A 22598-nucleotide genomic window follows, 5' to 3' on the forward strand; every position below is an offset into this window, starting at 1 on the left:
ACTGCCTATGCTGCGATAAATGCCGTATCAGGCTGCGATCTGGCCGCCGGCGGCTTCGATCGCGGCCTTGGCGCCAGCGGTGGCGCCCAGACCCTTGATCGTCACCTTGCGGGTCAGTTCGCCGGCCTTGATGACCTTGGCGCTCTTGACCAGGTCGCCGACCAGGCCAGCCTGCTTCAGAACCAGCAGGTCGACTTCGGCCGCTTCCAGGCGCTCGATGTCACGCAGCGTGACTTCGGCGGTGAACGCCTTGGTCAGCGAGGTGAAGCCGCGCTTGGGCAGGCGACGATACAGCGGCATTTGACCGCCTTCGAAGCCCACCTTGTGGAAGCCGCCCGAACGCGACTTCTGACCCTTGTGACCGCGACCGGCGGTCTTGCCCAGGCCGGAGCCGATACCGCGGCCGACGCGACGCTTGGCGTGCTTCGAACCGGCGGCCGGTTTCAGGTTGTTCAGTTGCATGTTGCTCTCCGAGTTCCCGGTATCAGGCCAGAACCTTGACCAGGTACGAGACCTTGTTGATCATGCCGCGCACGGCGGGCGTGTCCTGCAGCTCCGACACCGAGTTCAGGCGGCGCAGGCCCAGGCCACGAACGGTGGCGCGATGATCCTCGCGCGTGCCGATCAGGCTGCGCACGAGTTGCACTTTTACGGTTTTCTGCGACATTTCGTTCACCTTAGCCGAGGATGTCTTCGACCGACTTGCCACGCTTCGCGGCGATTTCCGACGGCGTGCTCATCTTCTGCAGGCCATCCAGGGTTGCGCGAACCATGTTGTAGGGGTTGGTCGAGCCGTGCGACTTGGTCACCACGTTGGTCACGCCCATCACTTCGAAAATCGCGCGCATCGGGCCGCCGGCGATCACGCCGGTACCTTCCTTGGCGGGCATCATCAGCACCTTGGCGGCGCCGTGCTTGCCAACGACTTCGTGTTGCAGCGTGCCGTTCTTCAGCGCGACCTTGACCATCTTGCGACGGGCTTCGTCCATTGCCTTCTGAACGGCGACGGGCACTTCCTTGGCCTTGCCCTTGCCCATGCCGATGCGGCCATCGCCGTCACCAACCACGGTCAGCGCAGCGAAACCGAGAATCCGGCCGCCCTTCACCACCTTGGTGACGCGGTTGACCGAGATCATCTTCTCGCGGAGGCCGTCGTCGCGTTCGTCCTGCTGGACTTTTGCTTGCATCTTTGCCATGACGTATCTCTCTTTGTGCGCTTAGAACTTGAGGCCGGCTTCGCGGGCAGCGTCAGCCAGTGCCTTCACGCGACCGTGGAAGCGGAAGCCGGCGCGATCGAACGCGACGGTTTCCACGCCGGCAGCCTTCGCCTTTTCGGCGATGCGCTTGCCGACCGCGGTCGCGGCAGCGGTGGTAGCACCATTGCCGGTCAGTTCCTTGCGGACGTCTGCCTCTGCGGTCGAAGCCGAAGCCAGCACCTTGGTGCCGCACTCCGAGAAGACCTGGGCGTAAATATGCGAATTCGTACGGAACACGGTCAGACGATTGACTTTCATCTCCGCGATCTTGGCGCGGGTCTGACGTGCACGGCGCAAACGAGCGTCTTTCTTGTTCATCATTGCACCCCTTACTTCTTCTTGGTTTCCTTCAGGATGACGCGCTCGTCCGAGTAACGCACACCCTTGCCCTTGTAGGGCTCAGGCGGACGGTACGCGCGAACTTCCGCGGCAACCTGACCGACTTTCTGCTTGTCCGCACCCTTGATGATGATCTCGGTCTGCGTCGGCGTTTCCGCCTTCACGCCTTCCGGCATCTCATGGATCACGTCGTGCGAGAAACCAAGCTGGAGCTTCAGCGCAGCGCCTTGCAGCTGGGCACGATAGCCCACGCCGACGAGGTTCAGCTTGCGCTCGAAACCGGTGGTTACGCCCTTGACCATGTTGGCCACCAGAGCACGCATCGTGCCCTGCAGAGCGTTTGCTTCACGCGACTCGTCAGCCGGAGCGAAGGTCAGCGTGTCGTTCTCGACATTGACCTTGACCAGGCTGTGAATCGGCTGCGACAGCGTACCGAGCGGGCCCTTCACGGAGAGCACGCCAGCCGCCACGTTCACTTCCGCGCCTTTGGGCAGCGCGATGGGAGCCTTACCTACACGGGACATGGTTCTCTCCTTAAGCGACGTAGCAGAGAACTTCGCCGCCCACGCCAGTGGCGCGAGCCTTGCGGTCGGTCATCAGACCCTGCGGGGTCGAAATGATCGCCACGCCCAGGCCGTTCATCACTTGCGGGATGTCGCTGCGGCCCTTGTACACGCGCAGGCCGGGCTTCGAGACGCGCTCAATGCGCTCGATCACCGGACGGCCGGCGTAGTACTTCAGGCCGATGCTCAGTTGTGCCTTGCCGCCATCTTCCTGGACGGCGTAGTCGTCGATGTAGCCTTCGTCCTTCAGGACCTTGGCGATTGCCACTTTCAGCTTCGACGACGGCATGACAACCGACGCCTTCTGCACGCCCTGGGCGTTGCGGATGCGCGTCAGCATATCGGCGATAGGATCGCTCATGCTCATACTGTTTCTCCTGTAGCCTGTGCGTAATTACCAGCTGGCTTTCGTCAGACCCGGGATTTCGCCCTTGAAGGCGATTTCGCGGATCTTGTTACGCGCCAGGCCAAACTTGCGGAAGGTACCGCGGGGACGACCGGTGATCGCGCAGCGGTTACGCTGGCGAGTCGGGTTCGCGTTGCGCGGGAGCTGTTGCAGCTCGAGACGCGCGCTGTAACGCTCTTCTTCCGACTTTTCTTGGTCGTCGATAATGGCCTTGAGGTTGGCGCGCTTGGCGGCATACTTTGCCACCAGCTTGGCGCGCTTCTTCTCACGTTCAATCAGAGCCAGTTTAGCCACGGTTACCCCTTAATTGCGGAACGGGAACTTGAACGCGCCGAGGAGTGCCTTGGCTTCCTCGTCGTTCTTCGCCGTCGTCGTGATGCTGATGTTCAGACCACGCAGTGCGTCGATCTTGTCGTACTCGATTTCGGGGAAAATGATCTGCTCTTTCACACCGATGTTGTAGTTGCCACGACCGTCGAACGAACGGCCCGACACACCACGGAAGTCACGCACGCGCGGCAGGGCCACGGTGACGAAACGATCGAGGAATTCGAACATGCGCTCGCCGCGCAGGGTCACCATCGCACCGATGGGGTAGCCCTGGCGGATCTTGAAGCCGGCGATGGCCTTCTTGGCCTTCGTCACGACCGGCTTCTGACCGGCGATCTTGGTCAGGTCGCCGACGGCGTTCTCAATGATCTTCTTGTCATTGATCGCTTCGCCAAGGCCCATGTTCAGGGTGATCTTGGTGATGCGCGGCACTTCCATGACCGATTTGTAGCCGAACTGTTCAATCAGCTTCGGCACAACCTGTTCTTTGTAAAACTCTTGCAGACGTGCTGCCATGCTCAACTCCTATACGTGCCCAGAATCAAGCTGCCACGACGGCGCCGGTGGTCTTCAGCACGCGCACGCGCTTGCCGTCTTCCACCTTGATGCCGACGCGCGACGGCTTGCCATTGGCATCCACGAGCGCAACGTTGGAAATATGCAGCGGCATGACCTTGTCGACCACGCCACCGGTAGTGCCCAGCATCGGGTTCGGGCGGGCATGCTTCTTGGCGATGTTCACGCCTTGCACCGCAACCTTGTCGCCCAGGACGGCTTGCACGGTACCGCGCTTGCCCTTGTCCTTGCCGGTCAGCACAATGACTTCGTCGCCTTTGCGAATCTTGTTCATGGCGGCTCCTTACAGCACTTCCGGAGCGAGCGACACGATCTTCATGAAGCGCTCGGTACGGAGTTCACGAGTCACCGGCCCGAAGATACGGGTGCCGATCGGCTCGAGCTTGTTGTTCAGCAGGACGGCGGCGTTGCCGTCGAACTTGATCAGCGAACCGTCAGCGCGGCGCACGCCCTTGGCGGTACGCACGACGACGGCGTTGTAGATGTCGCCCTTCTTCACGCGACCGCGCGGCGCTGCGTCCTTGACGGTCACCTTGATGATGTCGCCAACGCTTGCGTAGCGGCGCTTGGAGCCACCCAGCACCTTGATGCACAGCACTTCGCGCGCACCAGTGTTATCGGCCACTTCGAGCCGGCTTTCTGTCTGAATCATGGTGTTTGTCTTCCCAACTTAATCCGCCAGGTGCGATAGCGCCCGTCGGTCAGTCTTGGTCCCGTCGGCTCCGGCCTTGCGCCAGCACCGTCTGGGTTGATCAACTTTGAAGTCGGTAGGAACCTGGCAATCCCGACAGATCGTCGAGGCCGCCTGGCCCTGGCTCGCTCAACAGGCCCGCCCGGGTGGTACAACTAAGGCGAACGCAATAAAGCGGAAGTCCAGGATTATAGCTACATAACCCTGGACTTGCAAGTCAAGCTAAGAACGTGTTGTTCTTAGATGACGCGTGCAGCCTCTACCAGCCGGGAAACCACCCAGGACTTGGTCCGCGACAGCGGACGGCCTTCCTGGATTTCGACCTTGTCGCCTTCCTTGTACTGGTTGGCTTCGTCGTGTGCGTGGTACTTCTTGGAACGCAGCACGTACTTGCCGTACAGAGGATGCTTGACGCGGTTTTCCACCAAGACCGTAACGGTCTTGTCCATCTTGTCGCTTACCACACGACCGACCAGGGTGCGGCGAAGCGACTTTTCCGTTTGTGCAGCTTCAGTCATTTCGCGTTTGCCTTTTGAGTCAGCACGGTTTGCACGCGCGCGATGTCCTTGCGGACCTTCTTCAGCTGGCTGGTGTTCTGCAGCTGTTGGGTCGCCTTTTGCATGCGCAGGCTAAATTGGGCCTTCAGCAGCTCGGAGAGCTCCTGGTTCAGCCCGGCGGCGTCCTTGCCGCGAAGTTCGGATGCTTTCATTCCTGCTCTCCTTACGTCCCGACCTGGCGCACCACGAAATTGGTGGCGATCGGCAGCTTGGCGGCCGCGAGGCGAAACGCCTCACGCGCCAGCTCTTCGCTCACGCCATCCATTTCGTACAGCATCTTGCCCGGCTGGATTTCAGCCACGTAGTACTCCGGATTGCCCTTACCGTTACCCATACGGACTTCGGCGGGCTTCTTCGAGATCGGCTTGTCCGGGAAAATCCGGATCCAGATGCGGCCGCCACGCTTGATGTGGCGGGTCATCGCACGACGTGCCGACTCAATCTGACGAGCCGTCAGACGGCCCCGGCCCATGGCCTTCAGGCCGAATTCGCCGAAAGACACGGCGTTACCACGGGTAGCCTTACCCGTGTTGCGGCCTTTCTGCTCCTTGCGGTATTTTCTGCGCTTAGGTTGCAGCATCGTTATTCTCCACTCTTCGCATCGCCAGGCGCACCGCGGCGACCGGCACCTGCACCGGCGCCACCGCGACGGTTGCCACCCGGGCGGCCTTCGCCTTCACGGCGGCGGCCTTCCGGACGACCCGGGCGACGACGACGGTCGTCCTGCGGCTCTTCCACCACCGGCGCTTCGTTGCGGCCGAGGTGATCACCCTTGTAGACCCACACCTTGACACCGATGATGCCGTAGGTGGTTTCTGCTTCGGAGAAGCCGTAGTCGATGTCGGCGCGCAGGGTGTGCAGGGGCACACGGCCTTCGCGGTACCACTCGGTACGTGCGATTTCGATACCGTTCAGACGGCCGGCGCTCATGATCTTGATACCCTGGGCGCCCAGGCGCATCGCGTTCTGCATGGCGCGCTTCATGGCGCGGCGGAACATGATGCGGCGCTCGAGCTGCTGGGTGATCGAATCGGCGATCAGCTGAGCATCGGTTTCCGGCTTGCGGATTTCCTCGATGTTCACGTGCACGGGCACGCCCATGCGACGCTGCAGTTCAGCCTTCAGCAGTTCGATGTCCTCACCCTTCTTGCCGATCACCACGCCCGGACGCGAGCTGTAAATGGTGATGCGTGCATTGCGGGCGGGGCGCTCGATCACGACGCGGCCAACCGATGCGTTCTTCAGCTTCTTCTTCAGGAAGTCCCGAACTTCGATGTCTTCCTTCAGCATGCCGGCGAACTTCGTGTTGCTGGCATACCAGCGCGAAGCCCAGTTACGGCTGACAGCCAGGCGGAAGCCAGTCGGATGAATCTTCTGTCCCATCGTGACTCCTTAGTTGCCGAGCGTCACAGTGATGTGACAGGTTTGTTTCTCGATGCGGTTGCCGCGGCCCTTCGCCCGTGCGGTGAAGCGCTTGAGCGAGGTTGCCTTGTCGACGAAGATCGATTTGACCTTCAGTTCGTCGATGTCGGCGCCTTCGTTGTGCTCAGCGTTGGCGATGGCCGATTCGACCACCTTCTTCACGATCCCGGCAGCCTTTTTCGGGCTGAACGTCAGGACATTGAGCGCGCGCTCGATCGGCAGACCACGGATCTGGTCAGCGACCAGGCGCGTCTTCTGGGCGGAGATGCGGGCACCGCGATGAATCGCTTTCACTTCCATGATGGCACCTTACCTCTTCGCTTTCTTGTCAGCCGCGTGGCCCTTGAACGTGCGGGTAATCGCAAATTCGCCGAGCTTGTGGCCAACCATGTTTTCCGTAACGTACACCGGCACGTGTTGACGGCCGTTGTGAACGGCGATCGTCAGGCCAATGAACTCCGGCAGAATGGTCGAGCGACGCGACCAAGTCTTGATGGGCTTCTTGTCCTTGCCGCTCGATGCGACTTCCACCTTTTTCAGCAGGTGGGCGTCGCAGAACGGACCCTTTTTAGCGGAACGAGTCATATCTTTAGCTCCTACCTACCGATTAACGCTTGTGGCGCTTCTGGACGATCATGCTGTCCGTGCGCTTGTTGCTGCGGGTACGGTAACCCTTGGCCGGGGTACCCCACGGCGAAACCGGATCGCGACCAGCGGCGGTCTTGCCTTCACCACCACCGTGCGGGTGGTCGACCGGGTTCATCACGACACCACGGACCGTCGGGCGGATACCGCGCCAGCGGGTCGCACCGGCCTTGCCGATGACGCGCAGGCTGTGCTCTTCGTTGCCCACTTCACCGATGGTGGCGCGGCACTCGATGTGCACGCGGCGCACTTCACCGGAGCGCAGGCGAACCTGGGCGTACAGGCCTTCACGCGCCAGCAGCACGGCGGAACCGCCGGCGGCACGTGCGATCTGCGAACCCTTGCCCGGCTGCATTTCCACGTTGTTGATCGTGGTACCGACCGGAATGTTGCGGATCGGCAGGTTGTTACCGGCCTTGATCGGCGCTTCCGAACCGTTCAGCAGCTGCTGACCGGCAACCATGCCCTTGGTGGCGATGATGTAGCGGCGCTCGCCGTCGGCGAACACGATCAGCGCGATGTTGGCGCTGCGGTTCGGATCGTATTCCAGGCGCTCGACGCGGGCGGGGATGCCGTCCTTGTCGTTGCGCTTGAAGTCGACCACGCGGTAGTGGTGCTTATGACCACCGCCCTTGTGGCGGGTGGTGATATGACCATTGTTGTTACGGCCCGACTTCTGGAATTGCTTTTCCAGCAGCGGCGCGTACGGGGTGCCCTTGTGAAGGTCCTTGTTGACCACCTTCACCATCGAGCGACGACCCGGGGAAGTCGGCTTGGTCTTGACGAGTGCCATGATTACTTGGCCTCCGCTTCAAAATTGATTTCCTGACCCGGCTTCAGCGACACGTAAGCTTTCTTCACGTGGTTGCGACGGCCCATGAAACGGCCGAAGCGCTTCTGCTTGCCCTTCTGGTTCAGGATCTGAACGGACTGCACCTCGACCTTGAACAGCAGTTCGACGGCGGCCTTCACTTCTGCCTTGTTGGCATCGCGGGCCACTTCGAACACGACCTGTTCATTCTTGTCGGCGACCAGGGTTGCCTTTTCGGAAACCACCGGCGCGAGCAGCACCTGCATCAAACGATGATCGTTCTTGGCTACTTGCGTCATTTCAGCAACTCCTCGATCTGCGCGACGGCCGCCTTGGTCACCAGCACCTTCTTGTAGTGCACGAGCGACAGCGGATCAGCCTGGCGCGGCTCCACGACTGCCACGTGCGGCAGGTTGCGCGAAGCCAGGTAGAGGTTTTCGTCGAGGCTGTCGGTGATGATCAGCACCGAGTCCAGGCCCATGGCCTTGAACTTGTCGGCCAAGAGCTTGGTCTTGGGCGCGTCGACAGTGAAACCGTCCACCACGTTGATACGACCTTCACGTGCGAGCTGCGAGTAAATCGAGCGCATGCCGGCACGGAACATCTTCTTGTTGACCTTCTGGCTGAAGTTCTCTTCCGGCGAATTCGGGAAGATACGGCCGCCCCCGCGCCACAGCGGCGAGGAAGACATACCGGCACGAGCACGGCCCGTACCCTTCTGGCGCCACGGCTTCTTGGTCGTGTGCTTGACCTCTTCACGATCCTTCTGCTTACGGTTGCCGCTGCGAGCGTTGGCCTGGTAAGCGACGACGATCTGGTGAACGAGGGCTTCGTTGTAGTCACGGCCGAACACTTCGGGCGAAGCGTCAACGCCTGCGCCGATCTGGCCATTGTCCTGGAGGAGCTTGAGTTCCATTACATGCGCTCCTTAAGCTTTGGCTTTGGCCTTGACGGCCGGGGTGACGATGACCTTGCCGCCCTTGGAGCCGGGGATGGCACCCTTGACCAGCAGCAGCTTGCGCTCTGCGTCGATCTTGGCGATCTCCAGGTTCTGCACGGTGCGGGTGACATCGCCCAGGTGACCGGTCATGCGCTTGCCCGGGAACACACGGCCCGGATCCTGCGCCATACCGATCGAGCCCGGCACGTTGTGCGAGCGCGAGTTACCGTGGGTGGCACGGCCGGAGGCGAAGTGGTAGCGCTTGATGGTACCGGCGTAGCCCTTACCGATGGTCACGCCCTGCACGTCGATCTTCTGACCGACTTCGAACAGGTCGACCGACAGCGAACCGCCAGCTTGCAGTTCGGCAGCCTTGGCTGCATCGATACGGAATTCGCGGATGATTTCGCCGGCTTCCACGCCGGCTTTGGCGAGATGACCCGCCAGCGGCTTGGTAACGCGGCTTGCGCGTCGTGCGCCGAAGGTGACTTGAACGGCGGTATAACCGTCGGTCTCGTCCGTCTTGATTTGCGTCACGCGGTTGTCGCCGACCTCGACCACGGTAACGGGAATCGAATCACCGTCGTCCGTGAAAATACGGGTCATGCCAACCTTGCGACCTACAAGGCCAAGGCTCATGGTTTGCTCCATTCCCAGCTGCGATTGGCCGGGGCTGATTGATACACGAAAACTGTGTTTGCGCATTTGCGACGCATTTGCGCTGAATAAGGGCTGCGCTAAAAGGACTGCGCGAGGCCAAAACGGCCAACCCACTACCCGGAGACACGGGTAGCCTTACACTATAACGTGCTCAGTTTGGAAGTGCAATATGCAATTGCGATTTGCCGCTGGGTGTTGTAAGCACGATTCACGCAGATGTGCGCAAAAGACGGCTTGAAGCCGGCGCGTCGCCATGTACGCGCCGGCTCCCTGATGCCTTACTTGTCCGCACTCTCCTGCCAGCGCGCCATCAGTGTGTTCGATGGCAGCGTTTCATCGAGCAGCTTGCGCGCGGTTTCTACCCCCGCCACCGGCAAACCCGCCGGGTCGAGCTTGCCGATCTGCACCAGCACGCTGGCCTGGTCCCAGTAGATGTGCTCATGGTAGAGCTTGTCGCCGCGAAACTTGACGATGGCGACCAGCGGGATCTCCACGCGCTTGCCGGTGGGCGCAACGCCGGGCAGCATCCAGTCGATCTCGCAGGTATGCGTGAAGCAGAACAGCATCTCGTCGACGATCTGCGTCGCGCCGACCGTGCGCGACAGCGGGATCAGCGTGGTGTCGGGCGGGTTGCTGTGCACGAAGTGGTGCTGGTAGAAGCGCCGCAGCTGCGCGTAGCCGACGCCGCCGGTCATGGTGGGGATATGGTTCACATAGGGCTGCGGCACCATCGTGGCCATGGTGGCATCGACGTCGCGGGTGGCGAATTCATACTCGCAGTGCTTGTCCCACAGCGCCGAGAAGTCATAGTGTGGGCCCATCTCGCGGCGCAACGCGGCGATCGAACGCTGGTGCGCCATCAGCGCCGAGGGCTTGTCGAAGTGCTCGCCGCCCACGCGTGCGAAGGCATGGTCGACGCCGGGGTAGACGTACACCTCGATGTTCTCGCGCCCGGCCAGCGCATTTCGGATCGCGGCCTGTGCCTGTGGCGGACAGAAGCCGTCCTGCTCGGCAATATGCAACACCAGCCGGCCGGCCACGTTGCCGGCCTCGGCCAGCGCATGCTCGATGCCGACGCCGTAATACGCCACCGCGCAGGCCACGTCAGGCAACCGGCAGGCCGCCAGGTAAGCCAGCTTGCCGCCCAGGCAGAAGCCCAGCACGCCGGTCTGGCCGACGCATTCCGGCCGGGCCCGCAACGCCTCGAGCGCCGCGCCCACGTCCTGCACGCCCTTGGCTTCGTCGAACTGCTGGTACAGGCCAAGCGCGCGCTGGAAATCCTCACCTCGGTCAGTCAGTTCGATGCCGGGTGCGATGCGCCAGAACAGGTCCGGCACCAGCACCGTATAGCCTTCCTCGGCGTAGTAGTCGGCCACCTCGCGCATGGTGGCGTTGACGCCGAAGATCTCCTGGCACAGCACGATGCCCGGGCCCTTGCCTGCCGCCGGCACGGCGAGATAGCCACTGAGACTGCCTGCGGGGGTCTGGATCTGGATGGTCTGGCCCATTGCCTGCTCTCCTTGTGTTTCTGTATCTCGGTCGGGTGATGCCGCTGGGCGCAGCGGCTGTCCGATTAGTGCAGGAAACGGTGGGCTCGGTCAACGCCTAGTGCGGGCCCGCCAGCTGGCGGCACAAAACAAAAACGGCGAACCGTCGGTTCGCCGTTTTGCTGCAGTAGGCCACATACGCGGCCCGAAGCATGATTACACCTTGATCTCGACGTCCACGCCTGCCGGCAGGTCGAGCTTCATCAGCGCGTCAACCGTCTTGTCGGTCGGGTCGACGATGTCCATCAGGCGCTGGTGAGTGCGGATCTCGAACTGATCGCGGCTGGTCTTGTTGACGTGCGGCGAACGCAGGATGTCGAAGCGCTGGATGCGGGTCGGCAGGGGCACCGGGCCCTTGACGATCGCGCCGGTACGCTTGGCGGTATCCACGATTTCGGCGGCCGACTGGTCGATCAGGCGATAGTCGAAAGCCTTCAGGCGGATACGGATCTTCTGGTTCTGCATGATATTTCCTTAAAAGAGCGATTGGGCAACGTGCCCAGTTAAATGGGGACATGCCCGCGGGCATGTCCCAGGAAGTGCTTAGTCGAGGATCTTTGCCACGACGCCGGCGCCGACGGTACGGCCGCCTTCACGGATAGCGAAGCGCAGGCCTTCTTCCATGGCGATCGGGGCGATCAGCTTGACGGTGATCGACACGTTGTCACCCGGCATCACCATTTCCTTGTCCGCCGGCAGCTCAATCGAGCCGGTCACGTCGGTGGTACGGAAGTAGAACTGCGGGCGGTAGTTGTTGAAGAACGGGGTGTGACGGCCGCCCTCGTCCTTCGACAGGATGTACACCTCGCCGGTGAAGTGGGTGTGCGGCTTGATCGAACCCGGCTTGCACAGCACCTGGCCGCGCTCGACGTCTTCACGCTTGGTGCCGCGCAGCAGCAGACCGACGTTGTCGCCAGCCTGGCCCTGGTCCAGCAGCTTGCGGAACATTTCCACGCCGGTGCAGGTGGTCTTCACGGTCGGGCGGATACCGACGATTTCGATTTCTTCGCCGACCTTGATCACGCCGCGCTCGATACGGCCGGTCACCACGGTGCCGCGACCCGAGATCGAGAACACGTCTTCCACCGGCATCAGGAAGGTACCGTCAACGGCACGCTCCGGCGTCGGGATGTAGGTGTCCAGCGCATCGGCCAGGCGCATGATGGCTTCTTCGCCCAGGTCGCCCTTGTCGCCTTCCAGTGCCAGCTTGGCCGAACCCTTGATGATCGGGGTGTCGTCGCCGGGGAACTCGTACTTCGACAGCAGCTCGCGAACTTCCATCTCGACCAGCTCGAGCAGTTCAGCGTCGTCCACCATGTCGCACTTGTTCAGGAACACGATGATGTACGGCACGCCAACCTGGCGGGCCAGCAGGATGTGCTCACGCGTTTGCGGCATCGGGCCGTCAGCGGCCGAGCAGACCAGGATCGCGCCGTCCATCTGGGCGGCACCCGTGATCATGTTCTTCACATAGTCAGCGTGGCCCGGGCAGTCAACGTGCGCGTAGTGGCGGTTGGCCGTTTCGTATTCGACGTGGGCGGTATTGATGGTAATACCGCGTGCCTTTTCTTCCGGCGCTGCGTCGATTTCGTCGTACTTCTTGGCGGCGCCGCCGAACTTGGCTGCCAGCACCGTGGCGATCGCTGCCGTCAACGTGGTCTTGCCATGGTCAACGTGACCAATCGTGCCAACGTTCACGTGCGGCTTGGTCCGCTCGAACTTTTCCTTTGCCATTTCTTAACTCCTGATAGGAATGCAGTCTTGTTGTTTCATCGCGCCGCCGCACCGGCAGGCGCGGCGGCAAACTTCTAATTACTTGCCCTTGGCCGTCATCACGGCTTCGGCGATGTTCTTCGGTGCTTCAGCGTAGTGCTTGAATTCCATGGTGTACGTGGCGCGGCCTTGCGTGGCCGAGCGCAGCGACGTGGAATAACCGAACATTTCCGACAGCGGGACTTCGGCCTTGATGATCTTGCCGCCGCCCACCATGTCGTCCATGCCCTGCACGATGCCGCGGCGGGACGACAGGTCGCCCATCACGGTACCCGTGTAGTCTTCCGGCGTTTCCACTTCCACGGCCATCATCGGCTCGAGCAGAACCGGGCTGGCCTTGCGCATGGCTTCCTTGAAAGCCATCGAGCCGGCCATGCGGAACGCGTTTTCGTTCGAGTCCACGTCGTGGTACGAACCGAACGTCAGCGTGACCTTCACGTCCACCACCGGGAAGCCAGCCAGGATGCCGTTCGGCAGCGTGTCGACGATACCCTTTTCGACCGCCGGGATGTATTCGCGAGGAATCACACCGCCCTTGATGGCGTCGATGAACTCGAAGCCCTTGCCCGGCTCTTGCGGTTCCAGCGTGATCACAGCGTGACCGTACTGGCCGCGGCCGCCCGACTGCTTGACGAACTTGCCCTCAACGCCTTCGGCCGTCTTGCGAATGGTTTCGCGGTAGGCCACCTGCGGCGCGCCGATATTGGCTTCCACGCCGAATTCGCGCTTCATGCGGTCGACCAGAATTTCGAGGTGGAGCTCGCCCATGCCCGAAATGATGGTCTGACCCGATTCTTCATCGGTACGCACGCGGAACGACGGATCTTCAGCGGCCAGGCGGTTCAGGGCGATGCCCATCTTTTCCTGGTCAGCCTTGGTCTTCGGCTCGACAGCCTGCGAGATCACCGGCTCCGGGAACACCATGCGCTCGAGCACGATCGGTGCAGCCGGATCGCACAGCGTGTCGCCCGTGGTGGCGTCCTTCAGGCCCACCGCAGCGGCGATGTCGCCGGCCAGCACTTCCTTGATTTCTTCGCGCTGGTTGGCGTGCATCTGCAGAATACGGCCCAGACGCTCCTTCTTCTGCTTCACCGGGTTGTACACGGTGTCGCCCGAATTGATCTTGCCCGAGTACACGCGGAAGAAGATCAGCTGGCCAACGAACGGGTCGGTCATGATCTTGAACGCCAGCGCCGAGAACTTCTCGTTATCGTCAGCCTTGCGCTCAAGCTTCTTCTCGTCGTCGCGTTCGTCCACGCCCTTGACCGGCGGAATATCGACCGGCGACGGCAGGAAGTCGATCACGGCGTCGAGCATACGCTGCACGCCCTTGTTCTTGAACGCGGTGCCGCACAGCATCGGCTGGATTTCGCAGGCGATGGTACGGTCACGCAACGCCTTGACGATCTCGGCGCGGGTCAGCTCTTCGCCGCCCAGGTACTTTTCCATCAGCTCTTCGCTGGCTTCGGCGGCGGACTCGACCATCTTCTCGCGCCATTCATCAGCGGTGGCTTGCAGCTCAGCCGGGATGTCCTGGTATTCGAACTTCACGCCCTGGCTGGCTTCGTCCCAAATGATCGCCTTCATTTCCAGCAGATCGACGACGCCCTGGAAGCCGTCTTCAGCGCCGATCGGCACCACGACGGGCACCGGGTTGGCCTTCAGGCGAGTCTTCAGCTGGTCGTAGACCTTGAAGAAGTTCGCGCCGGTACGGTCCATCTTGTTGACGAATGCCAGACGCGGCACGCCGTACTTGTTGGCCTGACGCCAGACGGTTTCCGACTGCGGCTGCACGCCACCCACTGCGCAGTACACCATGCACGCGCCGTCCAGCACGCGCATGGAACGCTCCACCTCGATGGTGAAGTCCACGTGCCCCGGGGTGTCGATGATGTTGAAGCGGTGCTCGGGGTAGTTGCCGCCCATGCCCTTCCAGAAGGCGGTGGTCGCAGCAGACGTGATGGTGATGCCGCGCTCCTGCTCCTGCTCCATCCAGTCCATGGTGGCCGCGCCATCGTGCACTTCACCGATCTTGTGGTTCACACCGGTGTAGAACAGGATCCGCTCGGTCGTGGTGGTTTTACCCGCGTCAATGTGAGCCGAAATACCGATGTTACGGTAGCGCTCAATAGGAGTCTTACGAGCCACTTTAATCCTCTATTCGTCCGTGAGGCGCCGGCATCTCATGGCCCGCGCCCCTAACACAAACGGGCGAGATGTGTAAAAACACAGCCCGCCCGGCAACCAACAAACGCTATCGCGCGCTTAGAAGCGGAAATGCGAGAACGCCTTGTTGGCTTCGGCCATGCGGTGCACTTCGTCGCGCTTCTTCATTGCGCCGCCACGGCCTTCCGATGCTTCCAGCAGCTCACCTGCCAGGCGCAGCGCCATCGACTTCTCGCTGCGTTTCTTCGCGGCCTCGCGCAGCCAACGCATCGCCAATGCCAGACGACGCGACGGACGGACTTCGACCGGAACCTGATAGTTGGCGCCGCCCACGCGACGGCTCTTCACTTCCACCACCGGCTTCACGTTGTTGATGGCAACGGAGAACACTTCGATGGGGGCCTTGCCTGCCTTCTTTTCGATCTGGTCGAACGCGCCATAGACGATACGTTCGGCAACCGACTTCTTGCCGTCCAGCATCAGCACGTTCATGAACTTGGCAACTTCAACATTGCCGAACTTCGGATCAGGCAGAACATCCCGCTTGGGGACTTCACGACGACGTGGCATCTTCTTTCCTTTAGATTCAGTTGAGAGCGCGGTCAGTTGTTTCCGCTCTCCGGCCACCAACTAGCTTGCATGCAATAGACAGCAAATTCGCCGGGTGACCACTTACTCGACGGCACGGTTGCCAAAAGGCGCTCCGTTGTACCGCCGCCTGGTGACAGCACCATGACTCGCGCCACAGGCTATCGTTTGTTGCTTCGGGTCCTTCCGACCCAGGCTGCTATAGCTTAGGCTGCCTTCGGACGCTTCGCGCCGTACTTCGAACGGGCCTGCTTGCGGTCCTTCACGCCTTGCAGATCCAGCGAACCACGGACGATGTGGTAACGCACACCCGGCAGATCCTTCACACGGCCGCCGCGGATCAGCACGACCGAGTGTTCCTGCAGGTTGTGGCCTTCACCGCCGATGTACGAAATGACTTCGAAACCGTTGGTCAGGCGCACCTTGGCAACCTTACGCAGTGCCGAGTTCGGCTTCTTCGGCGTCGTGGTGTACACGCGGGTGCACACGCCACGGCGCTGGGGGCAGTTCTCAAGCGCCGGGCTCTTGCTCTTGACGACTTCAGAGACGCGCGGCTTGCGAACCAGTTGGTTGATAGTTGGCATTGTTCAATCCAGCTTGGTTTGACGAAAAACGCCCCTCGCACCGGCATGCACCGAAAAGGAGAGGCAACTACGGGTTTTGGGCGGGAGAGGTGAGCGGACGCGCTCTGGAGACGGGACTGTGCGGTAACAGCATGCCAAAGAGCGCGAGCCGGCACCCGGATCCCGCGTCTGCCGCCTCCGTCCGTGGAACCCCTGTCCGGAAGGCTTGCCGGCAGCGACCTGAAGGCCACATGTCCGACGGGCGAGCGAAATCCAAAGCCAAAAACTCGAATCTGGCATCCTAGCAGCGTCCGCGTATACCGTCAAGTCGTATACGCGACTTGTCTACCGGACCGCGCCACTCTGCTAGACCCCACGCAGCGCCTCAAGGATGGACTGCCCGTAGCGCTCCAGCTTGGACGCACCAATTCCGGGAATGCCCTGCATCGCCGACAGCGAATCCGGCGCGCTGCGAGCGAGCTCGGCCAGCGTTGCGTCGTGGAAGATCACATAGGCCGGCACCCCATGCTTGCGCGCGGCCTCGGTGCGCCAGCGGCGCAGCGCCTCCCAGTTGGCCAGCGTGTCAGCGTCCATGTCGGCGGTATGGTCGGTGCGGGGGCCGCGCGCGGCACGCTCGCCGGACTTGCCCGGCTTGGTGGCCTGCCGGCGCAGGATGATCTGGCGCTCACCCTTGAGCACCTCGCGCGCGCCCTCGCCCAGCAGCAGCGCGCCGTGGCCGCCATGGTCGATCACCAGCAAACCCTGGGCGATGAGCTGGCGGAACACCGTATGCCACTCGTGCACCGAGCGGTCCTTGCCGATGCCGAATGTCGAAACCTTGTCGTGCCCCCACTGCCGGATCTTGTCCGACGCGTTTCCGCGCAACACGTCGATCAGGTGGGTGGCGCCAAAGTGAACGCGGCTCGCCTGCGCGGTACGGTACACGCACGACAGCGCCATCTGCGCCTCGCGCGTGCCATCCCAGGTTGCCGGCGGCTCGAGGCAGGTATCGCAGTTGCCGCAGGGTTCGCAGGTCTCGTCGAAATACGCCAGGATGCGCACGCGCCGGCAGCCGGCGGTCTCGCACAGGCCCAGCAGCGCATCGAGCTTGGCCGACGACACGCGCTTGAACGCCTCGTCCGCCTCGGACTCGTCGATCATGCGCTTCTGCTGTACCACGTCGCCCAGGCCATACGCCATCCAGGCATTGGCGGGCAGCCCATCGCGGCCGGCGCGGCCGGTTTCCTGGTAATAGCCTTCCATGCTCTTGGGCAGGTCCAGGTGGGCGACAAAGCGCACGTCCGGCTTGTCGATGCCCATGCCGAAGGCGATGGTCGCCACCATCACCAGCCCCTCTTCCACGCGGAAGCGCGCCTGGTGGTGCTGGCGCACCTGCGCATCCATGCCGGCGTGGTATGGCAGCGCGTTGATGCCCTGCGCGCTCAGCCATTGCGCAGTGTCTTCCACCTTCTTGCGCGACAGGCAATAGACGATGCCGCTGTCATGCGTACCGTCGGCGGCGGTGTGCTCGGCCTTGATAAAGGCCAGCAACTGCTGGCGCGCATTGTCCTTCTCGACGATGCGGTAACGGATATTGGGCCGATCGAAGCTGGAGATGAAGACGCGCGCATCGTCGAGCGCCAGCCGCTCGATGATCTCGTTGCGCGTGAGCGCATCTGCGGTGGCCGTCAGCGCGATGCGCGGCACGTACGGGAAGCGCTCGTGCAGCACCGACAGCTGGATGTACTCGGGCCGGAAATCGTGGCCCCATTGCGACACGCAGTGCGCTTCGTCGATGGCAAACAGGCCAACGCGCGTGCGTTCGAGCAGATCGAGGAAGCGCGGCGTCATCAGCCGTTCCGGCGCGACGTAGAGCACCTCCAACCGGCCCGCCAGCAGATCGCGCTCAACCGCGGACGCCTCCGAACTGGAGAGCGTCGAATTGAGCACCGCGGCGCGCACGCCCGCTTCGGTCAGCGCCGCCACCTGGTCCTGCATCAGCGCGATCAGCGGCGACACCACGATGCCGACGCCCTCGCCGGCACGCTGGCGCAGCAGCGCCGGGATCTGGTAGCACAGCGACTTGCCGCCGCCGGTCGGCATCAGCACCAGGCAGTCACCGCCGGTCGCGACGTGGTCGATGATTTCGGCCTGGCGCCCGCGGAAGGCGTGATAGCCGAAGACATCTTTGAGGATCGCGAGTGCGTGCGACATGGACAACGAACAATGCTGAAGCCGGAAGAGCCGTAACCATACCACTAAGAAAGCCGCCGTCCGCAGCCTGCGGGCAAACAGTCCGATCTTTCTCACGATAGCCGCCGCAGCGCTTGCTGCAGACAAAAAAAAGCCCGGCTGGATCAGCCGGGCTTCGCGCCGCCTTGCGGCGGCATACTGCTGTTACATCGAGGCCATCAGACGTTGTCGCCCTCGCCTTCGGTCGCCTGCACCACCGGCGCCGGTTCGATGAAGAGCGACTGCTCTTCTTCGGCGATCGCCTGGGCGCGTTCGCGCTCGGAGGCCTCGCGCGCCTTGCGGGCACGGTGGTAGGCCAGGCCGGTACCAGCCGGGATCAGGCGGCCGACGATCACGTTTTCCTTCAGACCACGCAGGTCGTCGGTCTTGCCCATGATCGCGGCTTCGGTCAGCACGCGCGTGGTTTCCTGGAACGATGCCGCCGAGATGAAGCTGTCGGTCGACAGCGACGCCTTGGTGATACCGAGCAGCAGGTTCTCGTACGTAGCCGGACGCTTGCCTTCGGCGATCACGCGATCGTTCTCGTCGAGCAGTTCCGAACGCTCCACCTGTTCACCCGGGATGAACTTGGTGTCGCCCACGTCGGCGATCTGCACACGACGCAGCATCTGGCGAACGATCACCTCGATGTGCTTGTCGTTGATCTTCACGCCCTGCAGACGGTACACGTCCTGCACTTCGTCCACGATGTAGTGCGCCAGCTCTTCGATGCCCTTCAGGCGCAGGATGTCGTGCGGGTCCGCCGGACCTTCCACGATCATTTCGCCCTTGTTCACCACCTGGCCGTCGTGCACCAGCACCTGCTTTTCCTTCGCGATCAGGAACTCGTGGGCATTGCCGTCCAGGTCGGTGATGACCAGGCGCTGCTTGCCCTTGGTGTCCTTGCCGAACGAGGTCGTGCCGGTGACTTCCGCCAGCACGGCGGCGTCCTTCGGCGAACGCGCTTCGAACAGCTCGGCCACACGCGGCAGACCACCGGTAATGTCGCGGGTCTTCTGCGATTCGGTCGGGATACGCGCGAGTACTTCACCCACGTGCACCTGCTGGCCGTCCTTCACGGTAATCAGCGCGCCGACCTGGAAGCCGATGGTCACGGAGTGGTCCGTGCCCGGGATCTTCACTTCCTGGCCGCTGGCGTCGAGCAGCTTCACCTGCGGGCGGATGCCCTTGGTTGCAGCCGTGCGGCGCTTGGCGTCGATCACCACCAGGGTCGACAGGCCGGTGACTTCGTCCATCTGCTTGGCGACGGTCACGCCTTCTTCAACGTTCTCGAACTTGGTCGTACCGGAGTATTCCGAAACGATCGGGCGAGTCAGCGCGTCCCACGTGGCCAGCTGCGTGCCGGCCTTGATGGCCTGGCCGTCCTGCACCAGCAGCGTGGCGCCGTACGGAATCTTGTGGCGTTCGCGCTCGCGGCCGTGGTCGTCGGTGATCAGCGCCTCGCCCGAACGCGAGATGACGATCAGTTCGCCCTTCGCATTGGTGACGTAACGCATGGTCGCCGTGAAACGCACGGTACCGGTTGCCTTGGCTTCCACGCTCGAGGCCACTGCCGCACGCGATGCCGCACCACCGATGTGGAACGTACGCATGGTCAGCTGCGTGCCCGGCTCACCGATCGACTGGGCGGCGATCACACCCACCGCTTCGCCGGAGTTCACCAGCACGCCGCGGCCCAGGTCGCGGCCGTAGCACTTGCCGCACAGGCCATAGCGCGTGTCGCACGACAGCGGGGTGCGGACCTTGACTTCGTCCACCCCGATCTCGTCGATCATTTCGACCAGGTCTTCGTCCAGCAGCGTGCCGGCTTCGATCGCGGTTTCCTGGGTTTCCGGGTTCACCACGTCGGCCACGGTCACACGGCCGAGGATACGGTCGCGCAGGGCTTCGATCACTTCACCGCCTTCGACCAGGGCCTTCATGGCCACGCCGTTGGAGGTGCCGCAATCGTCTTCCACCACGACCAGATCTTGCGTCACGTCGACCAGACGACGGGTCAGGTAACCCGAGTTCGCGGTCTTCAGTGCCGTATCGGCCAGGCCCTTACGGGCGCCGTGGGTCGAGATGAAGTACTGCAGAACGTTCAGGCCCTCACGGAAGTTCGCCGTAATCGGCGTTTCAATGATCGAGCCGTCCGGCTTGGCCATCAGGCCACGCATACCGGCCAGCTGGCGGATCTGCGCGGCGGAACCCCGTGCGCCCGAGTCGGCCATCATGTAGATGGAGTTGAACGACTCTTGCTTCACGGTCTTGCCTTCGCGGTCGACCACGTCCTCGTGCTGGAGCTGCTCCATCATCGCCTTGCCCACCTGGTCGCCGGCGGCGCCCCAGATGTCCACGACGTTGTTGTAGCGTTCCTGGTCGGTCACCAGACCCGACATGTACTGCTTGTCGTATTCCTTCACCTTGGCCGAGGCCTCGGCGATGATCTTTTCCTTCTGCGGCGGCACCAGCATGTCGTCGATGGCGATCGAGATACCGGCGCGGGTTGCCAGGCGGAAGCCCGACTGCAGCAGCTTGTCGGCGAAGATCACGGTTTCACGCAGGCCGCACTTGCGGAACGCGGTGTTGATCAGGCGCGAGATTTCCTTCTTCTTGAGCGGCTTGTTCAGCACCGAGAACGGCAGCCCCTTGGGCAGGATCTCGGACAGGATCGCGCGGCCGACCGTGGTGGCCTGCAGCGTGATCTTGGGTGCGAAACGGGCGTCGCCCTCGGCGTCCTTGTCGACCAGTTCATACTCGGTGATACGCACGTTCACGCGGGAAGCCAGTTCGACTTCCTTGTTCTCGTAGGCGCGGATCACTTCGCTGATGTCGGCAAAGGTCATGCCCTCGCCGCGGCCGTTGATCTTGTCGCGGGTCGTGTAGTACAGACCCAGCACCACGTCTTGCGACGGCACGATCGACGGATCGCCGTTGGCCGGGAACAGCACGTTGTTGGAGGCCAGCATCAGCGTGCGGGCTTCCATCTGCGCTTCCAGCGACAGCGGCACGTGGACAGCCATCTGGTCACCGTCGAAGTCGGCGTTGAATGCCGCGCAGACCAGCGGGTGCAGCTGGATGGCCTTGCCTTCGATCAGCACCGGCTCGAACGCCTGGATACCCAGGCGGTGCAGCGTCGGCGCACGGTTCAGCATCACCGGGTGCTCGCGGATCACCTCTTCGAGGATGTCCCACACCACCGGGGTCTGGCTTTCCACTTCCTTCTTCGCCGCCTTGATGGTGGTGGCGATGCCCATCGTTTCCAGCTTGTGGAAGATGAACGGCTTGAACAGCTCGAGCGCCATCAGCTTGGGCAGGCCGCACTGGTGCAGCTTGAGCGTCGGGCCCACCACGATGACCGAACGGCCCGAGTAGTCGACGCGCTTGCCCAGCAGGTTCTGACGGAAACGGCCGCCCTTGCCCTTGATCATTTCGGCCAGGGACTTCAGCGGACGCTTGTTGGCGCCCGTCATCGCCTTGCCGCGACGGCCGTTGTCCAGCAGCGAATCAACCGCTTCCTGCAGCATGCGCTTTTCGTTGCGCACGATGATTTCAGGCGCCTTCAGCTCCAGCAGGCGCTTCAGGCGGTTGTTACGGTTGATGACGCGGCGATACAGGTCGTTCAGGTCCGAGGTCGCGAAGCGCCCACCGTCCAGCGGCACCAGCGGACGCAGCTCGGGCGGCAGCACCGGCAGCACTTCGAGGATCATCCACTCGGGCTTGATGCCCGAACGCTGGAAGGCCTCGAGCACCTTCAGGCGCTTGGCGAACTTCTTGATCTTGGCTTCGGAGCCAGTGGCCTGCAGCTCGGCGCGGATCTGTTCGATCTGCTTCTCGATGTCGATGCCGCGCAGCAGTTCACGGATGCCCTCGGCACCCATCATGGCGACGAACTCGCCCTCGCCGTACTCGTCGCACTTCGCCAGGTAGTCGTCTTCGGACATGATCTGGCTCTTCTTGAGCGGGGTCATGCCGGGTTCGAGCACCACGAATGCTTCAAAGTACAGCACGCGCTCGATGTCGCGCAGCGTCATGTCCAGGACCATGCCCAGGCGCGACGGCAGCGACTTCAGGAACCAGATGTGCGCGGTCGGCGCGGCCAGTTCGATATGGCCCATGCGCTCGCGGCGCACCTTGGCCAGCGTCACTTCAACGCCGCACTTCTCGCAGATCACGCCACGGTGCTTCAGGCGCTTGTACTTGCCGCACAGGCACTCGTAGTCCTTGATCGGGCCAAAGATCTTGGCGCAGAACAGGCCATCACGTTCCGGTTTGAAAGTACGGTAGTTGATCGTTTCCGGCTTCTTCACTTCGCCGTACGACCACGAACGGATCTTCTCGGGCGAGGCCAGGCCGATCTTGATCGCGTCGAACTGCTCTTCCTGCTGTACCTGCTTAAAGAGATCGAGCAATGCTTTCATTGCAACTCCTTGTTTCGCCACCGCCCCGGAGTCTGTCCGGGTCGATGGCATTCATCCTGTGGGAAATCCTGCGCCGCTGTGGTGTCAACAGGGAGCCGGCCGCAACCGG

Annotated in this window: 28 protein-coding genes; all 28 read right to left on the reverse strand. The window is 62.4% G+C overall.

Annotated elements, in window-relative coordinates:
• Positions 1-27: 27 nt before the first annotated feature.
• The 28 genes from rplO to rpoC all read right to left on the reverse strand — a co-directional run bounded on the left by rplO (position 28) and on the right by rpoC (position 22489).
• Positions 28-462, reverse strand: coding sequence for a 50S ribosomal protein L15 (gene rplO, locus AB1I47_RS08970; RefSeq protein ID WP_012354135.1), 435 nt, complete (start codon positions 460-462; stop codon positions 28-30).
• Between the two features lie 22 nt (positions 463-484).
• Complete coding sequence (gene rpmD / locus AB1I47_RS08975) at positions 485-667, reverse strand: 50S ribosomal protein L30 (RefSeq protein ID WP_008642953.1); 183 nt, start codon at positions 665-667, stop codon at positions 485-487.
• A gap of 10 nt (positions 668-677) precedes the next feature.
• Positions 678-1196, reverse strand: a complete 519-nt coding sequence (gene rpsE, locus AB1I47_RS08980) for a 30S ribosomal protein S5 (RefSeq protein ID WP_039007559.1) — start codon at positions 1194-1196, stop codon at positions 678-680.
• A 21-nt stretch (positions 1197-1217) separates the two neighbouring features.
• Positions 1218-1574, reverse strand: a complete 357-nt coding sequence (gene rplR / locus AB1I47_RS08985) for a 50S ribosomal protein L18 (protein ID WP_026201241.1) — start codon at positions 1572-1574, stop codon at positions 1218-1220.
• Positions 1575-1585: 11 nt separating this feature from the next.
• Positions 1586-2119, reverse strand: coding sequence for a 50S ribosomal protein L6 (gene rplF, locus AB1I47_RS08990; RefSeq protein ID WP_354683414.1), 534 nt, complete (start codon positions 2117-2119; stop codon positions 1586-1588).
• Positions 2120-2129: 10 nt separating this feature from the next.
• Positions 2130-2525 carry a 30S ribosomal protein S8 gene (gene rpsH / locus AB1I47_RS08995; protein ID WP_010812384.1) on the reverse strand — a complete coding sequence of 132 codons (396 nt, stop codon included), beginning with the start codon at positions 2523-2525 and terminating at the stop codon, positions 2130-2132.
• A gap of 27 nt (positions 2526-2552) precedes the next feature.
• Positions 2553-2858 (reverse strand): 30S ribosomal protein S14, encoded by a 306-nt coding sequence (gene rpsN / locus AB1I47_RS09000; RefSeq protein ID WP_010812385.1) that lies wholly within the window; start codon positions 2856-2858, stop codon positions 2553-2555.
• 9 nt (positions 2859-2867) lie between these two features.
• Positions 2868-3410, reverse strand: a complete 543-nt coding sequence (rplE, locus tag AB1I47_RS09005) for a 50S ribosomal protein L5 (protein WP_010812386.1) — start codon at positions 3408-3410, stop codon at positions 2868-2870.
• Between the two features lie 25 nt (positions 3411-3435).
• Positions 3436-3744 carry a 50S ribosomal protein L24 gene (gene rplX, locus AB1I47_RS09010; protein ID WP_010812387.1) on the reverse strand — a complete coding sequence of 103 codons (309 nt, stop codon included), beginning with the start codon at positions 3742-3744 and terminating at the stop codon, positions 3436-3438.
• Between the two features lie 9 nt (positions 3745-3753).
• Positions 3754-4122, reverse strand: a complete 369-nt coding sequence (rplN, locus tag AB1I47_RS09015) for a 50S ribosomal protein L14 (RefSeq protein ID WP_010812388.1) — start codon at positions 4120-4122, stop codon at positions 3754-3756.
• Between the two features lie 278 nt (positions 4123-4400).
• Positions 4401-4679 carry a 30S ribosomal protein S17 gene (rpsQ, locus tag AB1I47_RS09020; RefSeq protein ID WP_010812389.1) on the reverse strand — a complete coding sequence of 93 codons (279 nt, stop codon included), beginning with the start codon at positions 4677-4679 and terminating at the stop codon, positions 4401-4403.
• On the reverse strand, positions 4676-4870 hold the full coding sequence (rpmC, locus tag AB1I47_RS09025) for a 50S ribosomal protein L29 (protein ID WP_010812390.1): 195 nt from the start codon (positions 4868-4870) through the stop codon (positions 4676-4678). Before rpmC ends, rpsQ begins: the two co-directional genes overlap by 4 nt.
• A gap of 11 nt (positions 4871-4881) precedes the next feature.
• Positions 4882-5298 carry a 50S ribosomal protein L16 gene (rplP, locus tag AB1I47_RS09030; RefSeq protein WP_006576240.1) on the reverse strand — a complete coding sequence of 139 codons (417 nt, stop codon included), beginning with the start codon at positions 5296-5298 and terminating at the stop codon, positions 4882-4884.
• Positions 5299-5300: 2 nt separating this feature from the next.
• Positions 5301-6101 (reverse strand): 30S ribosomal protein S3, encoded by an 801-nt coding sequence (gene rpsC, locus AB1I47_RS09035; protein ID WP_022536860.1) that lies wholly within the window; start codon positions 6099-6101, stop codon positions 5301-5303.
• A 9-nt stretch (positions 6102-6110) separates the two neighbouring features.
• Positions 6111-6440 carry a 50S ribosomal protein L22 gene (rplV, locus tag AB1I47_RS09040; protein WP_010812393.1) on the reverse strand — a complete coding sequence of 110 codons (330 nt, stop codon included), beginning with the start codon at positions 6438-6440 and terminating at the stop codon, positions 6111-6113.
• Between the two features lie 9 nt (positions 6441-6449).
• Positions 6450-6725, reverse strand: a complete 276-nt coding sequence (gene rpsS / locus AB1I47_RS09045; RefSeq protein ID WP_010812394.1) for a 30S ribosomal protein S19 — start codon at positions 6723-6725, stop codon at positions 6450-6452.
• 22 nt (positions 6726-6747) lie between these two features.
• Positions 6748-7578, reverse strand: a complete 831-nt coding sequence (gene rplB, locus AB1I47_RS09050) for a 50S ribosomal protein L2 (RefSeq protein WP_354683415.1) — start codon at positions 7576-7578, stop codon at positions 6748-6750.
• A 2-nt stretch (positions 7579-7580) separates the two neighbouring features.
• The gene (gene rplW, locus AB1I47_RS09055; protein WP_006576245.1) at positions 7581-7895 is read right to left on the reverse strand and encodes a 50S ribosomal protein L23; all 315 of its coding nucleotides are present in this window, start codon (positions 7893-7895) and stop codon (positions 7581-7583) included.
• Complete coding sequence (gene rplD / locus AB1I47_RS09060; protein ID WP_022536862.1) at positions 7892-8512, reverse strand: 50S ribosomal protein L4; 621 nt, start codon at positions 8510-8512, stop codon at positions 7892-7894. The genes rplW and rplD overlap by 4 nt, the downstream gene beginning before the upstream one ends.
• Before the next feature lie 12 nt (positions 8513-8524).
• Positions 8525-9175, reverse strand: coding sequence for a 50S ribosomal protein L3 (gene rplC, locus AB1I47_RS09065; protein ID WP_224081394.1), 651 nt, complete (start codon positions 9173-9175; stop codon positions 8525-8527).
• A 299-nt stretch (positions 9176-9474) separates the two neighbouring features.
• Entirely contained in the window at positions 9475-10704 is a 1230-nt protein-coding gene (locus tag AB1I47_RS09070) for a dienelactone hydrolase family protein (RefSeq protein WP_354683416.1), read from the reverse strand.
• A gap of 195 nt (positions 10705-10899) precedes the next feature.
• Positions 10900-11208, reverse strand: coding sequence for a 30S ribosomal protein S10 (gene rpsJ / locus AB1I47_RS09075; RefSeq protein ID WP_006160488.1), 309 nt, complete (start codon positions 11206-11208; stop codon positions 10900-10902).
• 78 nt (positions 11209-11286) lie between these two features.
• A complete protein-coding gene (gene tuf / locus AB1I47_RS09080; protein WP_354683417.1) occupies positions 11287-12477 on the reverse strand; it encodes an elongation factor Tu in 1191 nt (396 codons plus the stop codon).
• Between the two features lie 78 nt (positions 12478-12555).
• On the reverse strand, positions 12556-14664 hold the full coding sequence (gene fusA, locus AB1I47_RS09085; protein ID WP_354683418.1) for an elongation factor G: 2109 nt from the start codon (positions 14662-14664) through the stop codon (positions 12556-12558).
• A gap of 117 nt (positions 14665-14781) precedes the next feature.
• Entirely contained in the window at positions 14782-15252 is a 471-nt protein-coding gene (rpsG, locus tag AB1I47_RS09090; RefSeq protein WP_010810459.1) for a 30S ribosomal protein S7, read from the reverse strand.
• Between the two features lie 224 nt (positions 15253-15476).
• Positions 15477-15854 carry a 30S ribosomal protein S12 gene (gene rpsL / locus AB1I47_RS09095; protein WP_010810460.1) on the reverse strand — a complete coding sequence of 126 codons (378 nt, stop codon included), beginning with the start codon at positions 15852-15854 and terminating at the stop codon, positions 15477-15479.
• Between the two features lie 345 nt (positions 15855-16199).
• Positions 16200-18047 (reverse strand): DNA helicase RecQ, encoded by a 1848-nt coding sequence (gene recQ / locus AB1I47_RS09100; protein WP_354683419.1) that lies wholly within the window; start codon positions 18045-18047, stop codon positions 16200-16202.
• Between the two features lie 197 nt (positions 18048-18244).
• The gene (gene rpoC, locus AB1I47_RS09105; RefSeq protein ID WP_354683420.1) at positions 18245-22489 is read right to left on the reverse strand and encodes a DNA-directed RNA polymerase subunit beta'; all 4245 of its coding nucleotides are present in this window, start codon (positions 22487-22489) and stop codon (positions 18245-18247) included.
• Positions 22490-22598: the final 109 nt, after the last annotated feature.

Origin of the sequence: Cupriavidus necator (genome assembly GCF_040578825.1) — a bacterium.
In the GTDB taxonomy this organism is placed as follows: Bacteria; Pseudomonadota; Gammaproteobacteria; order Burkholderiales; family Burkholderiaceae; genus Cupriavidus; species Cupriavidus necator_E.